The 14,173-nt window shown below is 73.2% G+C and carries 11 protein-coding genes; 8 read left to right on the plus strand and 3 right to left on the minus strand.

The features are described from left to right. Positions 1-404 precede the first annotated feature (404 nt). Entirely contained in the window at positions 405-1,082 is a 678-nt protein-coding gene (locus ACNTMW_RS27880; protein WP_168115237.1) for a Crp/Fnr family transcriptional regulator, read from the plus strand. Positions 1,083-1,272: 190 nt separating this feature from the next. Here ACNTMW_RS27880 and ACNTMW_RS27885 read toward each other — a convergent pair whose 3' ends face one another. Beyond that, positions 1,273-1,917: an FMN-dependent NADH-azoreductase gene (locus tag ACNTMW_RS27885; protein ID WP_426636835.1), complete on the minus strand. Its 645-nt coding sequence runs from the start codon at positions 1,915-1,917 to the stop codon at positions 1,273-1,275. Positions 1,918-2,018: 101 nt separating this feature from the next. Between ACNTMW_RS27885 and ACNTMW_RS27890 the strand changes: the two genes are divergently transcribed. The 7 genes from ACNTMW_RS27890 to ACNTMW_RS27920 all read left to right on the plus strand — a co-directional run bounded on the left by ACNTMW_RS27890 (position 2,019) and on the right by ACNTMW_RS27920 (position 10,771). Next, positions 2,019-2,588, plus strand: a complete 570-nt coding sequence (locus tag ACNTMW_RS27890; RefSeq protein WP_426636836.1) for a MarR family winged helix-turn-helix transcriptional regulator — start codon at positions 2,019-2,021, stop codon at positions 2,586-2,588. An 86-nt stretch (positions 2,589-2,674) separates the two neighbouring features. After that, a complete protein-coding gene (locus tag ACNTMW_RS27895) occupies positions 2,675-3,307 on the plus strand; it encodes a TetR/AcrR family transcriptional regulator (RefSeq protein ID WP_426636838.1) in 633 nt (210 codons plus the stop codon). Then, positions 3,308-4,132, plus strand: a complete 825-nt coding sequence (locus tag ACNTMW_RS27900; protein ID WP_426636839.1) for a TIGR03084 family metal-binding protein — start codon at positions 3,308-3,310, stop codon at positions 4,130-4,132. It abuts the gene before it with no gap. Next, the gene (locus ACNTMW_RS27905) at positions 4,129-5,811 is read left to right on the plus strand and encodes an acyclic terpene utilization AtuA family protein (RefSeq protein WP_426636840.1); all 1,683 of its coding nucleotides are present in this window, start codon (positions 4,129-4,131) and stop codon (positions 5,809-5,811) included. The genes ACNTMW_RS27900 and ACNTMW_RS27905 overlap by 4 nt, the downstream gene beginning before the upstream one ends. Before the next feature lie 5 nt (positions 5,812-5,816). After that, entirely contained in the window at positions 5,817-7,400 is a 1,584-nt protein-coding gene (locus ACNTMW_RS27910; RefSeq protein WP_426636841.1) for an acyl-CoA carboxylase subunit beta, read from the plus strand. 64 nt (positions 7,401-7,464) lie between these two features. Then, entirely contained in the window at positions 7,465-9,537 is a 2,073-nt protein-coding gene (locus tag ACNTMW_RS27915; protein ID WP_426636842.1) for an acetyl/propionyl/methylcrotonyl-CoA carboxylase subunit alpha, read from the plus strand. Between the two features lie 73 nt (positions 9,538-9,610). After that, complete coding sequence (locus tag ACNTMW_RS27920) at positions 9,611-10,771, plus strand: acyl-CoA dehydrogenase family protein (RefSeq protein ID WP_426636843.1); 1,161 nt, start codon at positions 9,611-9,613, stop codon at positions 10,769-10,771. Positions 10,772-10,805: 34 nt separating this feature from the next. On the opposite strand, the gene ACNTMW_RS27925 is transcribed toward ACNTMW_RS27920, so the two are convergent. Together ACNTMW_RS27925 and ACNTMW_RS27930 are read right to left on the minus strand one after the other, a co-directional pair. Then, entirely contained in the window at positions 10,806-12,416 is a 1,611-nt protein-coding gene (locus ACNTMW_RS27925) for a serine/threonine-protein kinase (protein WP_426636844.1), read from the minus strand. A 127-nt stretch (positions 12,417-12,543) separates the two neighbouring features. Further along, a partial coding sequence (locus tag ACNTMW_RS27930; RefSeq protein ID WP_426636845.1) for a tetratricopeptide repeat protein occupies positions 12,544-14,173 on the minus strand: 1,630 nt, incomplete at its 5' end.

Here is a 14,173-nt window from a genome sequence, read left to right on the forward strand (position 1 = left end):
CGTCACCGACCGGCGGCGACTGGCGGAAAGGGTCGGGCGGCCGACTCACCGGATCGTCCGGGCCAGCGCCCCACATCGCCATTCAACATCCAAGGGCCGTCGAGAACGCGGCGCCCGCCGCTGGCGTGGACCATACCCCAGGCAGCGACGGTCGCGAATAATTTTGCTGATCATCAACGACATTTCGCCTCAACACCGGCGCGGCGACGCCGACCTGAGGGTCGGCCGGCGGGGCACCGCGGCGGGTGAGAACGGGACGCGCGACCGGATATGCTGCGCGTGCCGGGCGCTTCAGCGCGTCGGGTGGATGGCATACCTACTGGTAGGTATGCCTAGACTGGCTCGCAGCAGGCGTTGCCGTACACCCCCCACGGCATCGCACTCTTGAGCGACAGAGGTGACGCATGGACGAGGTACTTGCCCGGAGTGGGATCTTCCAGGGTGTCGACCCTGAAGCGGCGGATGTCCTCGTCAAAGAGATGGACACCATAGAGGTCCGTAAGGGCGAGGTGGTCTTCAGCGAGGGCGAGCCGGGCGACAGCCTGTACATCGTGCTCTCCGGAAAGATCAAGGTCGGTCGGCGGGCGGCCGACGGCCGGCAGAACCTCATCGCGGTGATGGGCCCGAGCGACATGGTCGGCGAGCTGTCGTTGTTCGACCCCGGTCCGCGTACGGCCACCGCGACCGCCGTCGTCGACACCCGCCTGGCCCGGCTGCGCAAGCAGGCCCTGCGGCCGTGGCTGACCCACCGACCGGAGATCGCGGAGCAGTTGCTGCGGGTGCTGGCGCGCAGGCTGCGCCGGACGAACGACTCGCTGGCCGACCTGATCTTCACCGACGTACCGGGCCGCGTCGCCAAGAATCTGCTGCAGATGGCGGGGCGCTTCGGCACCCGCGACGGTGGGGTCCTGCGCGTCACGCACGACCTGACCCAGGAGGAGCTGGCCCAGCTGGTCGGTGCGTCCCGCGAGACGGTCAACAAGGCGCTGGCGGACTTCGCCTCGCGCGGCTGGCTGCGCCTGGACGGCAAGAGCGTGATCATTCTGGACCCCGAGCGGCTGGCCCGCCGGGCCCGCGTCTGATCGACGCTTCCAACGTGTAATCGGAACGCCGCCACCCGGCCCGGGTGGCGGCGTCCGAATTTTCGCCTGCCGGTCGTCATGGGCCGGACGTGATCGCGTCACCGCCCACCGCGCCGGGTCGCCCGCACGTCACCGCCCACCGCTCCGGGGCGCGCAGGCGCCCCGGAGCGGACTCCGACGTACGACCGGCTCAGGCCGCGGCGGCGCCGGCCCGCGCGGCGAGCGTCCGGCCGTGCTCCCGGGCGGTCTCGTGCGCCTCCCGCAGCGACTGCTCGGCCAGGCCGCGCAGGCCCTCCATCGCGGGGTTGACCCCGGCCAGGGTCAGTTCGGTCACGACGACGTTCAGGTCCAGGCCGAAGACGTCGGCGAGGATGCGCCGCAGGTACGGCGTGGCGTGGTCCCAGCCCTCACGGGGGGTACCGGGTCCGTAGCCACCACCCCGGGCGACGGTGAGGACCGCGGGCCGCCCGGCGAGCGGCTGGTCGCCGCCCGGGCCCAGGCGAGGGTCGGCGATGAGCAGGTCCAGCCAGGTCTTCACGTGCTGCGGGACGCCGTAGTTGTACAGCGGAACCGCGAACAGGTAGGCGTCGGCTTCGAGCAGCTCGTCGGCGAGGCTGGCGGTCAGCGCGGCTGCCTCCTCCCGCTCGGCAGCGGTCGAGGCGCCACCGACCAGGCTCATCCAGGCGCGGGCGGGCAGCGGCTCGGCACCCAGGTCGCGCCGGATCACGCGGACGTCCGGGTGCTCGGCCTGCCATGCGGCCTGCACGCTGTCAGCGACTTCCCGGGAGAACGAACCGTTGGTCCGGACGCTGGCGTCGAGACGGAACAGGGTCACGGGGACTCCTTAGACGAGGGGATCACTGTCTGACAGATGATCTGCTAAACAGAAGATCTGTTTAGCATCCGTTTTTATTCCCGTCCCCTTAACATGGAGGGATGGTGCCCAACGTCACGACCGCCCCCGGCGGTGATGCCGCCCCCGGCGGTGATGCCGCCCCGTTATGTGGCACCCTCGACGCCGACCTGGGTTGGGCACTGGGCGTCGTCTTCCGCGCGTACCTGAAGGTCACCACCGAGGCACTGGCCGACGTGCCCGGCGGACCGCGGGGCTATCAGGTTCTGGCGTCGGCGGCCGACGGCCGGCCGGGCACCCAGCTCGCGCTCGCGCAGCAACTGGGCATCGACCGCACCGTCATGACCTATCTGCTGGACGATCTCGAACGGGCCGGCCTGGTCGAGCGCAGGCCGGACCCTGCCGACCGGCGCGCGCGGCACGTCGTCGCGACCGGCCCCGGCCGGGACCTCCTGACCCAGCTGACCGCACGGCTCTGCCAGGCCGAGGGACACCTGCTGGGGCCACTCGGTGACGACGACCGGGCGGCGTTCCGGGCACTCCTGCAATGCCTGGCGACCCGGATCGACGATCTGGACCCGACTCCCGGCGCCTGCGCCGTCATCCAGGAGGTCAGCGCGGCACCGGCCCCGCCCCGCCGGCTACGCGCCTGACGGATCACCGCACCCACCGTCGCGAACCGGACCGTACGAAAAAAGTCAGTCTTGACTGTTTGTTTTGGTGAGGCGACGCTGGTCGGGTGACCGCCATTCGCGCTCCGCAACAGGAGCGCAGCCGCGCGACCCAGCAACGCCTGCTCGAGGCAACCGTGGAGTGCCTGGTCGAGTTCGGCTGGTCCGGCACGTCGACCACGGTCATCGCCGAACGCGCCGGGGTCTCCCGCGGCGCTCAGCTGCACCATTACCCCACCCGCGCGGCGCTCGTCCTGGCCGCCGTCGAGCACCTCGCCGAGCGGCGCGCGGCCGAGATCCGGGCGGAAGCCGCCGCCGAGCTGGACGACCGGGCCGGCACGTACCTCGCCGATGACCTCGAACGCCGGGTCGGCCGGGCCATCGACCTGCTCGCCGCGGCATTCACCGGCCCGCTGTACGTGGCCGCGCTCGAGGTGTGGGTGGCCGCCCGTACCGATCCCGACCTCAAGGCCGCCCTCGTCCCCCTGGAGGCGCGGGTCGGGCGCGAACTGCACCGGCTCGCCGTCGACCTGCTGGGCGCGGACGAGACCAGGCCGGGGGTACGCGAGGCGGTCCAGGCCACCCTCGACCTGCTGCGCGGGCTCGGGGTCGCCAACCTGCTCAGCGACGACTCGCAGCGCCGCGAGCACCTGCTCGGGGCATGGAAACGGCAGCTCGCCACCCAAATCCGGGAGCGCTAGATGGTGGACCTGGGCACGCTCCTTCGCGACCTCGACGAGGAGTCCGCGGACCTCGACCGCATCGTCGCCGACCTGCCCGACGCCGACTGGCACCGGCCGACCCCCGCACCCGGTTGGACGATCGCCCACCAGATCGCCCACCTGGCCTGGACCGACGCCGTCGCGACGCTCGCCGCCACCGACGCGGACGCGTTCGCCGCCGTCCTCGCCGAAGCCGCCCGGGACACGACCGGGCTGGTCGACCGGACCGCGGCCGAGGGGATCACCGCCCCGCCCGAGCTGCTCGCGCGCTGGCGGCACGGGCGTGCGGCACTGCGCGCCGCGCTGGCGGCCACCGACCCGGAGGTGAAGCTGCCCTGGTTCGGCCCGCCGATGTCGCCGGCGATGACGGCGACCGGCCGGCTGATGGAGACCTGGGCGCACGGGCAGGACGTCGCCGACGCCCTCGGGCTCACCCGGCAGCCGACCGCCCGCCTGCGACACGTGGCGTACATCGGGTACCGCACGCTGGGCCACGGCTTCGCCGCACACGGCCGGCCGGTTCCGCGGGAGCCGGTCCGGGTGGCGCTGACCGCCCCGGACCGGCAGGTGTGGGAGTTCGGCCCGGCCGACGCTCCCGACCGGCTGTCCGGGCCGGCGCTGGACTTCTGTCTGCTGGTCACGCAGCGGCGGCACCGGGCCGACCTGAATCTGGAGGCCACCGGCCGGATCGCCGACGAATGGCTCGACGTGGCGCAGGCGTTCGCGGGGCCTCCCGGCCCCGGGCGGGAGCCGACGATGTCCGGGCGGGAGCCCACGGCGTCCGGACGGGAGCCGACGGCATGACGGGGACACTGCGCGTCGGCAACGCCTCGGGCTTCTACGGTGACCGGTTCACCGCCTGGCGCGAGATGCTCGACGGCGGCCGGCTCGACGTCCTCACCGGCGACTACCTCGCCGAACTGACGATGCTGATCCTCGGCCGCGACCGGATGAGGGATGCCGCGAGCGGGTACGCCAGGACCTTCCTGCGCCAGATGGAGCAGTGCCTGGGTACGGCGCTCGACCGGGGCGTGAAGATCGTCAGTAACGCCGGCGGGCTGAGCCCGTCCGGCCTCGCCGACGCCCTCCGCGCCCTGGGGCTGGACGCGAAGATCGGCTTCGTCGACGGCGACGACGTGAGCGCCCAGTTCCCCGACGCGCTGGCCGCCAACGCGTACCTCGGCGCGTTCGGGATCGCGGAGTGCCTGCGCGCCGGCGCCGACGTCGTGGTCACCGGCCGGGTCACCGACGCGTCGCTGGTGGTCGGCGCGGCCGCCGCGCACTTCGGCTGGTCGCGGGACGACCTCGACGCCCTGGCCGGCGCGACCGTCGCCGGCCACGTCCTCGAGTGCGGTGCCCAGGCGACCGGCGGCAACTTCGCCTTCTTCACCGAGCTCCCCGACGGCGGCCGCCGGCCCGGCTTCCCCGTCGCCGAACTGCACGCCGATGGCTCCGCCGTCATCACCAAACACCCGGGTACCGGCGGAGCCGTCACGCGCGAGACGGTCACCGCCCAGTTGTTGTACGAGATCGGCGCGCCCGCCTACCTCGGGCCCGACGTGGTGGCGCACGTCGACACGATCCGGTTGTCCGACGCCGGCCCTGATCGGGTGCTCATCGGCGGTGTACGCGGCAGCGCTCCGCCGCCCACCCTGAAGGTCGGGGTCAACACGCTGGCCGGTTACCGCAACGCGATGACGTTCGTGCTGTGCGGGACGGACATCGAGGCGAAGGCGGCGCTGGCCCGGACCCAGCTCGTGGACGCGGTCGGCGCCGACGGCCTGGAGTTCGTCCTCGCCCGTACCGACCACCCCGACGCCGACACCGAGGAGACGGCGAGCGCGCTGCTGCACGTACACGTGGCGGACACCGACGCCCGCCGGGCCGGTCGCGCGTTCTCGCAGGCCGCGGTGGAGCTGGCCCTCGCGTCGTACCCGGGCTTCACGCTCACCGGTCCGCCGGGCGACGCGACACCGGTCGGCGTGTTCACGACCGCGTCCGTACCGCAGGACTCGGTGGCGCACGCCGCGGTACTGCCGTCCGGCGAGCGGGTCGAGATCGCGCCCCCGGAGATCGTCACAACTTCCGGGAAGTCGCGTGGATCGACGCCGGGGCGATCAACGACCCGCAGGGTGCCGCTCGGCACGATCGCCGGCGCCCGGTCGGGCGACAAGGGTGGCGACGCCAACCTGGGCATCTGGGGACGTGACCAGGCCGGATTCGAGTGGCTGCGGACGTTCCTCACCGTCGAACGGCTGCGTGAGCTGCTACCGGAGACCGCCTCCCGCGACGTCGACCGGTACGAGCTGCCGAACCTCCGTGCGCTCAACTTCGTCGTACACGGCCTGCTGGGGCGCGGGGTCGCGGCGTCCACCCGGTTCGACCCGCAGGCCAAGGCGCTGGGCGAGTGGCTGCGGTCCCGGCTCGTCGACGTCCCGGAGGAGCTGCTGCGGGCAGCCCGGGCCGAACAGGTGGAGGTCTGACGGTCATGCCGCTACTCGCCACCAGCTTCGATCCCCGGTCACCGTCCGCTCTGGACAACCGGGCCGCGATGCTGCGCCGCCTCGACGAGCTGGACGCCGCGCTCCGGGAGGCCGTGGCCGGCGGCGGCGACAGGTACGTCAGCCGTCACCGGGCGCGCGGAAAGTTGCTGGCCCGGGAACGCATCGAGCTGCTGCTCGACCGGGACGCGCCGTTCCTGGAGCTGTCGCCGTTGGCCGGCTGGGGCACCGACAGCGGCGTCGGCGCCGGCCTGGTGACCGGCATCGGCGTGGTCGAGGGCGTCACGTGCATGATCGTCGCCAACGACCCAACCGTACGCGGCGGCGCGGTCAACCCGTACTCGTTGAAGAAGACCCGGCGGGCCGGCGAGATCGCCCGGGCCAACCGGTTACCGATGGTGAACCTGGTCGAGTCCGGCGGCGCCGACCTGCCCAACCAGGCCGAGATCTTCATCCCTGGCGGTGGGGTGTTCCGGGACCTGACCCGACTGTCCGCGGCCGGCGTCCCGACGGTCGCGGTCGTGTTCGGCAACGCGACGGCCGGCGGCGCGTACATCCCCGGCATGTCCGACTACACGATCTTCGTACGGGACCGGGCCACGGTGTTCCTGGCCGGCCCGCCTCTGGTGAAGATGGCGACCGGCGAGGACACCGATGACGAGTCCCTGGGCGGGGCGGCGATGCACGCCACGACGTCCGGCCTGGCCGACTTCCTCGCCGAGGACGAACGTGACGCGATCCGGCTGGCCCGGTCGTGCGTCGCCCGCCTCAACCGGCGGTCGTCCCTGCCGGAGGTGGGCCCGCCGCCGAAGCACGACCCCGAGGACCTGCTCGCGATCCCGTCGGCCGACCTGCGGGTACCGTTCGATCCGCGCGAGATCCTGGCCCGGATCCTCGACGGCAGCGAGTTCGACGAGTTCAAGCCCGCGTACGGCACCGCGCTGTGCACCGGCTGGGGCAGCATCCACGGGTACCCGATCGGTGTTCTCGCCAACGCCCGCGGCATCCTGTTCTCCGCGGAGGCGCAGAAGGCGGCGCAGTTCATCCAACTGGCCAACCAGTCCGGCACGCCGCTGCTGTTCCTGCAGAACACCACCGGGTACATGGTCGGCGCCGAGTACGAGCAGGCCGGCATCATCAAGCACGGCGCCCTGATGATCAACGCGGTGGCGAACTCGACCGTGCCGCACCTGACGGTCACCATCGGCGCCTCCTACGGCGCCGGCAACTACGGCATGTGCGGCCGGGCGTACGACCCCCGGTTCCTGTTCACCTGGCCCAACGCCAAGTCCGCGGTGATGGGTCCGGCGCAGCTGTCCGGCGTGCTGTCGATCGTCGCCCGGCAGGCCGCGCAGGCGTTGGGCAAGCCGTTCGACTCCGAGCGGGACGCCCAGATGCGGGCGATGGTCTCCCATCAGATCGAGCAGGAGTCGGCGGCGCTGTTCCTGTCCGGCCGGCTGTACGACGACGGCGTGATCGACCCACGCGACACCCGTACCGTGCTGGGCCTGTGTCTCTCGGTCGTCCAGAGCGAGTCTGAGCGCGCCGGTTACGGCGTCTTCCGGATGTAACCGTGAGCGCGAGGAGTGAGCGAAGCGAGCCCCGCAGTCACGAACAGAGGGGAAACAGCTGCCGATGATCGAACGCCTGCTCGTCGCCAACCGGGGCGAGATCGCCCGCCGGGTCTTCGCCGCCTGCCGCGCGATCGGCGTGGAGACGGTCGCGGTGTACTCCGACGCGGACGCCGGCTCCCCCCATGTCAGCGAGGCCGATCGCGCCGTGCGCCTGCCGGGCGACGCGCCCTCGGACACGTACCTGCGCGCCGACCTGCTCGTCGCCGCAGCAGCGAAGGCCGGCGCCGACGCGGTGCACCCCGGGTACGGATTCCTGTCCGAGAACGCCGAGTTCGCACAGGCCGTCATCGACGCCGGTCTGACCTGGATCGGGCCGCCGCCCAAAGCCATCGCGCTGATGGGCTCCAAAGTGGAGGCCAAGGCCCTGCTGGCCGAGGCCGGGGTGCCGATGCTGCCGAGCCACACCGACCCGGACGAGGTCACCGACTTCCCGGTACTGGTCAAGGCGTCCGCGGGCGGCGGTGGCCGCGGCATGCGGATCGTCCGCGACCCCGCGGCACTGGCCGAGGCGGTGGCGTCGGCCCGGCGGGAGGCCGCGTCGGCCTTCGGCGACGGTACGGTCTTCTGCGAGCGGTACACCGACGGCGCCCGCCACGTCGAGGTGCAGATCCTCGCCGACACGCTGGGCACCGTGGTGACGCTCGGCGAACGGGAGTGCTCGATCCAGCGCCGCCACCAGAAGATCGTCGAGGAGACCCCCTCGCCGGCCGTGACTCCGGAACTGCGGGAGCGGCTGTGCGCCGCCGCGGTCGTCGCGGCACGGTCGGTCGGGTACGTGGGCGCCGGCACGGTCGAGTTCCTGCTCGCGCCGTCGGGCGAGTTCCACTTCCTGGAGATGAACACCCGCCTGCAGGTCGAGCACCCGGTGACCGAGTGCGTCTTCGGCGTCGACCTGGTACGCCTGCAACTGCTCGTCGCCGAGGGCCAGCCGCTACCGTTCGACGCCCCGCCGCCACCGCGCGGGCACGCGATCGAGGTGCGCCTGTACGCGGAGGACCCGGCGACCGGCTGGCTGCCCTCGGCCGGCACGCTGCACCGGTTCGCGGTACCGGGGGTGTCGCACTCCTTCGGTCCGCTGCCCGCGCCCGGGCTACGGCTGGACTCGGGCGTCGGCGACGGCTCGGTGGTCGGGGTGCACTACGACCCGATGCTGGCCAAGCTGATCGCGTGGGGGCCGTCGCGCGCCGAGGCGGTACGGCTGCTGTCCACGGCGCTGGCGCACGCTCGGATCCACGGCCTGGTGACCAACCGCGACCTGCTGGTACGCGTGCTCCGCCACCCGTCGTTCCGCGACGGCGACACCGCTACCGACTTCCTGGACGCCCACCCGGAGGTGTTCGCGCCGCTGCTGTCCACTGCGGACATCCGCCTGCCCGCCCTCGCCGCGGCGCTCGCCGGAGCGGCATCCCGGTCGTCGGGGTCGACGCTGCCGTCGGGGTCGACGCTGCCGTCGGGGTCGACGCTGCCGTCGGGGTCGGCGCTGCCGTCGGGGTGGCGCAACGTGCCGTCCGCGCCACAGGTGGTGGTCTTCGACGGGCCGACGGGGTGCCTGGAGACCAGCTACCGGCTCGACCGGTCGGGCACGCTCGTCGAGTGGTCGGTCCGCCCGGTCGACCGCGACGGGGCCGGATTGCCGGGCGTCGCCGAGCTGTCCACTCCGGACGGTCATCCGCGGGTCGCGCTCGTGTCGGCCGCCGCCGACCGGGTCGTGCTCGACGTCGACGGGGTCCGGCTGCCGTACCCGGTTCACCGGGTCGGCGAAGTGTCCTACGTGGATGGACCCGATGGCTCGGTGACGCTGGTCGAGCTGCCGCGGTTCCCGCTGCCGACCGCCGAGACGATCGCCGGCTCACTGGTGGCCCCGCTGCCGGGCGCCGTGGGGCGGGTACTGGTGGCCGCCGGCCAGCGCGTCGCGGCCGGCGATCTGCTGCTCACGCTGGAGGCGATGAAGCTCGAGCACCCCGTGTCCGCCCCCACCGCCGGCGTGGTGACCCAGCTGCGCGTCAGACCCGGCGCCCAGGTCGAGGCCGGCGCCGTGCTCGCGGTGGTGACCCCCGGACCGACCTCCCCGTGATCACGGAATTTTCTCCGCGCCGGGACACGGAGAAAATTCCGTGATCACGGGGAATAACCAGCGAAGGACAGCGATGGAATTCGATGAGACTCCCGAACAGCGGCTGCTCCGCGACTCCGTCGCCGCGCTCGGCCGGCGCTTCGGGCACTCCTACTACGTCGAGAAGGCGAAGGCCGGCGCGCACACCGACGAGCTGTGGGCCGAGGCGGCCAAGCTCGGGTACCTCGGTGTCAGCGTGCCGGCCGCGTACGGCGGCGGGGGCGGCGGCATCACCGAGCTGGCGATCGTCGCCGAGGAGCTGGCCGCGTCCGGCTGCCCGCTGCTGCTGATCGTGGTGTCGCCGGCGATCGCGGCGACGATCGTGGCCCGGCACGGCACCCGGGAGCAGCGGACGGCGTACCTGCCCGGCTTCGCCGACGGGACGCTGAAGGTCTGCTTCGCGATCACCGAGCCCGACGCCGGCTCCAACGTCCACCGACTGGTGACGGTGGCCCGCCGAGACGGCGACGACTACGTCCTCTCCGGCCGGAAGGTCTTCATCTCCGGGGTCGACGAGACCTCCCACGTCCTGGTGGTGGCCCGGATGGCCGACGAACGCACCGGCCGGCTGCAACCGGCGCTGTTCGTCGTACCGACCGACGCGCCGGGACTGTCGGCCACGAAGATCGACATGGAGATCGTGTCGCCGGAGAACCAGTTCCTGCTGTTCCTCGACGGCGTACGGGTACCGGCCGGCGCGCTGGTCGGCGGGTCCGCCGAGGCCGGCCTGCCGGCACTGTTCAGCGGCCTGAACCCGGAGCGGATCACGGTCGCCGCGATGAGCATCGGCACGGCCCGGTACGCCCTGGAGCGGGCGTCGTCCTATGTGGCCGGACGCGCGGTGTGGGGTCGGCCGGTCGGCTCCCACCAGGGCGTCGCGCACCCGCTCGCGCACGCGGCGATCCAGGTCGAACTGGCCCGCCTGATGGTCGCCAAGGCGGCGACCCTGTACGACGCCGGCCGCGACCTGGAGGCCGGTGCGGCCGCGAACATGGCCAAGTACGCGGCCGCCGAGGCGGCGGTGCTCGCCGTCGACACGGCGATCCAGGTACACGGCGGCAACGGCATGACCACCGAGTACGGTGTGGCGACCCTGATGGGCGGGGTACGCGCCGGCCGCATCGCCCCGGTGTCCCGCGAGATGATCCTCAACTTCGTGTCCCAGCACATGCTCGGCCAGGAGAAGTCGTACTGACCGCGCCTGCGGCCCGCCGCCGGCCTCGGCCGGGTCAGCGGCCCCTGGCGAACTTCGAACCGGTCGACGTACCCGTCGCCGGCCCGGCGACGCAGCGGAAGGTGCGGTCGCCGGCGCGGAAGGCGTCAGAGGTGGGCGGCAGCACGTCGACCCGCCAGTCGACCGACCCGGCGCCGACGTGCGCCAGCGTCCGGCCACTACAGGCGCTCCGCACGTACGGGTCGTTGCTGACCTGCAGGTAGTCGACGCCGGTGACCGTGGCGGGAAGCTCGCCGAGCGCGAACACCTCGGCGGCATGTGTGCCGTCGCAGCCGGTCGGCGCGGCGTGCGCGACACCGCCGTCAACGCCCACCGGACCGAAGCACTCCGGTGTGGCGGGACAGCGCAGACCGGGCAGGTTGGCGGTCAGCCCGCACGAGTCTGCCGCCGTGCCACCGGCCGACCCGGCCGCGGTACGGGACGGCCGCGCCGGCGACTGGGGCTTCGACGACGGCGTGGTGTGCCTGGCGTACCAGCTCACCGCGCTGACCAGCATCACGAGCACGAGACAGCCGGCGGCGAAGCCGAGCCACATCCGGCGCCGGGCACCCGCCGCGGTGTCGGCGCCCGTGGCCACCTCGGCGGCCGACACCGCGGCCGTGACCTCGGCGGCCGACACCTCGGCCGTGACCTCGGCGAGCGTGGCGTCGGCGGCCGGGAGAGTGGTCGACGCGGCCGGGAGGGTGGTCGACGCGGCCGGGAGGGTGGTCGACGCCGACCCGCTCGGGCCGAAGCTCGGCGGGCCGAACACCGGCCGTCGGCTCGGTGCCGCCGGCCGCGCCCCGCCCAGGTCGAATTCGAGCGCCACCAGGGCGTCGCGCAGCTCGACCGCGCTCGGTCGCTGCCGCTCGTCGTTGGCCATGCCCGCCCGCAGCAGGCTCATCAGCTCCGGGGGCACGCCGGGCACGTCGGGGATCGGCGCGCCGAACATGCCCGCCATCGACACCAGCGTCGGGTTGACGTCGTCGCGCCAGCGGGGCGGGCGGCCGCGCATCAACGCGTACAGGGTGGCGCACAGGGCATACACGTCGGCGGCGGGTGAGGGCGGCGCGTACCGGAACATCTCCGGCGGCGCATAGGCCGGCGTCAGGACGTCGAGCGTGATCGCATGGTCGCGCGCCTCGACGAGCACGGCGAGCCCGAAGTCGGCCAGTTGGGGCTCCCCGAACCGGGAGATCAGCAGGTTGGCGGGCTTGACGTCGCGGTGCAGCACGCCGAGCGCGTGCGCGTCGGCGAGCGCGTCGCCGATTTTCACCCCGACATCGCGGGCCTCCACCGGCGACAGCGGGTTGGTTTTCATGCGGTCGGCGTACGATGCCTCGCACAGTTCCATGATCAGATATGGATGACCGCTGGCGGTCACTCCGGCGTCGAACAAATCAATCACATTCGGATGGCCGGACATCCGCCCGGCCGCCCGCGCCTCACGCAGGAACCGCTCCTGATCGCGCCCGCTTTCCAGGCGCCGATTCTCGACCTTGACCGCCACGTCCCGGCCGACCGATTCCTGCACCGCCCGGTAAACGGTCGCGTACCCGCCCCGCGCCAGCACGGACAACCCGGTCAGGCCGGGCACCGTCGGCATGGTGGTGCGGGGATCGGTCATGTGAGAAAAATACGCCAGCGAGCTGACAAGATATGTCGCGTGGTGGTCACGGTTGCCGCGACGATCGTCATATCGACAACGCCCGAGCCGTCGAATTCCGACATGTCACCACCAGCAAAAAGGACGATCAGGACATCGACGCCAGTACAGCGCGGGTCGTCGCCCGCTCGGAGACCTGCTGGGTGGCTTCCGCCTCGCGGACGGCGGCGGAGGCCACGATCACCGCTTCGGCGCGCTGCCCGACCGCCGCCAGCGCCCGCGCCAGCGCCCGGCCGGCGTGCACCCGGCTGCGGACGTCCTCGCCGGGCGCCGCGACCGCGCGCCGCGCCCACTCCAGCGCCTCGTCCGCCCTCCCCGCAGCCAGTAGCGCCTCGGAGTAGTAGGCGACCGCCTCCCGGCGCGGGAACAGCAGCGACGGCACCTCGGCCAGGGCGGCGAGGTCGGCCAGCAGCTTCACCGCCGCCGGCGCGTCGCCGGCGGCCAACCGGGCCGCGGCCAGCAGCACCCGCGGGCCGACCTGCGCCGCCTCCAACACGTCGTGCGGTTCGACGACCGCGAGTACGGCATGGGCGTCGGCCTCCGCCGCCTCCGCGTCGCCCTGCGCGATCGACACGAAGCCCCGGATCGTGCGGGCCATGCCGATCAGCAGCGGGTGGCCGGTCTTCTCACCGTACTCAAGGGCGTCGGTGAGCAGGTCGGTCGCGTGCGACGGCTCGCCCAGGCCGCGCGCGATGACCCCCCGTACGACCAGCGCGAGGCCACGTCCCCAGTCGTCGTCGGCGGCCGCGAAGTCCCGGTAGGACCGGCGCGCCTCCCGGTCGGCCTCGGCCAGCTCGCCCACCTCGGCCGCCGCGAACGCCTCGACCGCGCGCAGCGTACCCACCGCCCACGCCTCGCCGACCCGCTCGCCGAACGGCAGGAACACCCGCGCCAGCCGGCGCGCCTCGCCCAGCCGCCCCGCCAGCATGCGGACGAACGCCGTGGTGCCGCGCATCCAGGCCCGGCCGACCGGGTCACCGAGCTCGGCGAACCGCCGGGCGGACCGGCCGAGCGCGACGTCCGCGCCGGCGAAGTCACCCCGGGTCGTGGTGACCCAGGCCAGGTTCTGCAACGACCACGCCTGGCTGCGGCGGTCGCCGGTCTCCACCGCGATCTGGTACGCCGACGCGAACCGCTCGCCGGCCTCCGCGAGGCGCCCGGCGAGGTAGTCGGCCATCCCCAGCCGGCGCATCGCCTCACCGCGCTCGGCCGGCCGACCCGCCGCGGTCGCCGCGTCGAGCGCCTCCTGCCAGGTGACGTACGCCCGCTCCGGATCGCCCATCATCCGGTACCCCCGGCCCGCGAGCAGCAGCGCGCCGGCCCGTACGGTCGCGTCGTCGGCCGCGTCGGCCGCGTTGGCCGCGATCTTCTCCGCGTACCCGAGCGCGTCGACGGTCCGCCCGAGCTGGAGCAACGCCCGTGCCTGGATGAGCCGGTCGGCCGGGGACAGTACCCCGCCGGCCAGCGCCGCGGCCCGTTCGGCGTGCGCCGCCGCCTGCGACGGCTCGCCACTGACGAGCGCCCGCCGGGCCAGCCGGCCCAGGACGGCGACACCGAGCGGGGCGACCGAGCGGACCGCCGCGTCGGCGCGCAGCCCGACCTCGTCGGCGAGGCTCGTGGCCCGCTCGGCGTGCTCGGCCACGAACGCGTCGGCGACCTCGGCCGTCATGCCGACCCGACCGGGCCGGGGTCGTCCGGGCTCGGGGCGGGTGGGTGGT

The sequence above is a fragment of the Planosporangium spinosum genome (assembly GCF_049999945.1).
GTDB classification, from domain to species: Bacteria; Actinomycetota; Actinomycetes; order Mycobacteriales; family Micromonosporaceae; genus Planosporangium; species Planosporangium spinosum.

Bases quoted from the DNA above. Each gene is read 5' to 3' on its own strand.
- ACNTMW_RS27880 (WP_168115237.1), top strand. From the start codon at position 405: ATGGACGAGGTACTTGCCCGGAGTGGGATCTTCCAGGGTGTCGACCCT.
- ACNTMW_RS27890 (WP_426636836.1), top strand. From the start codon at position 2,019: ATGGTGCCCAACGTCACGACCGCCCCCGGCGGTGATGCCGCCCCCGGC.
- ACNTMW_RS27900 (WP_426636839.1), top strand. From the start codon at position 3,308: ATGGTGGACCTGGGCACGCTCCTTCGCGACCTCGACGAGGAGTCCGCG.
- ACNTMW_RS27905 (WP_426636840.1), top strand. From the start codon at position 4,129: ATGACGGGGACACTGCGCGTCGGCAACGCCTCGGGCTTCTACGGTGAC.
- ACNTMW_RS27910 (WP_426636841.1), top strand. From the start codon at position 5,817: ATGCCGCTACTCGCCACCAGCTTCGATCCCCGGTCACCGTCCGCTCTG.
- ACNTMW_RS27915 (WP_426636842.1), top strand. From the start codon at position 7,465: ATGATCGAACGCCTGCTCGTCGCCAACCGGGGCGAGATCGCCCGCCGG.
- ACNTMW_RS27920 (WP_426636843.1), top strand. From the start codon at position 9,611: ATGGAATTCGATGAGACTCCCGAACAGCGGCTGCTCCGCGACTCCGTC.
- ACNTMW_RS27925 (WP_426636844.1), bottom strand. From the start codon at position 12,416: ATGACCGATCCCCGCACCACCATGCCGACGGTGCCCGGCCTGACCGGG.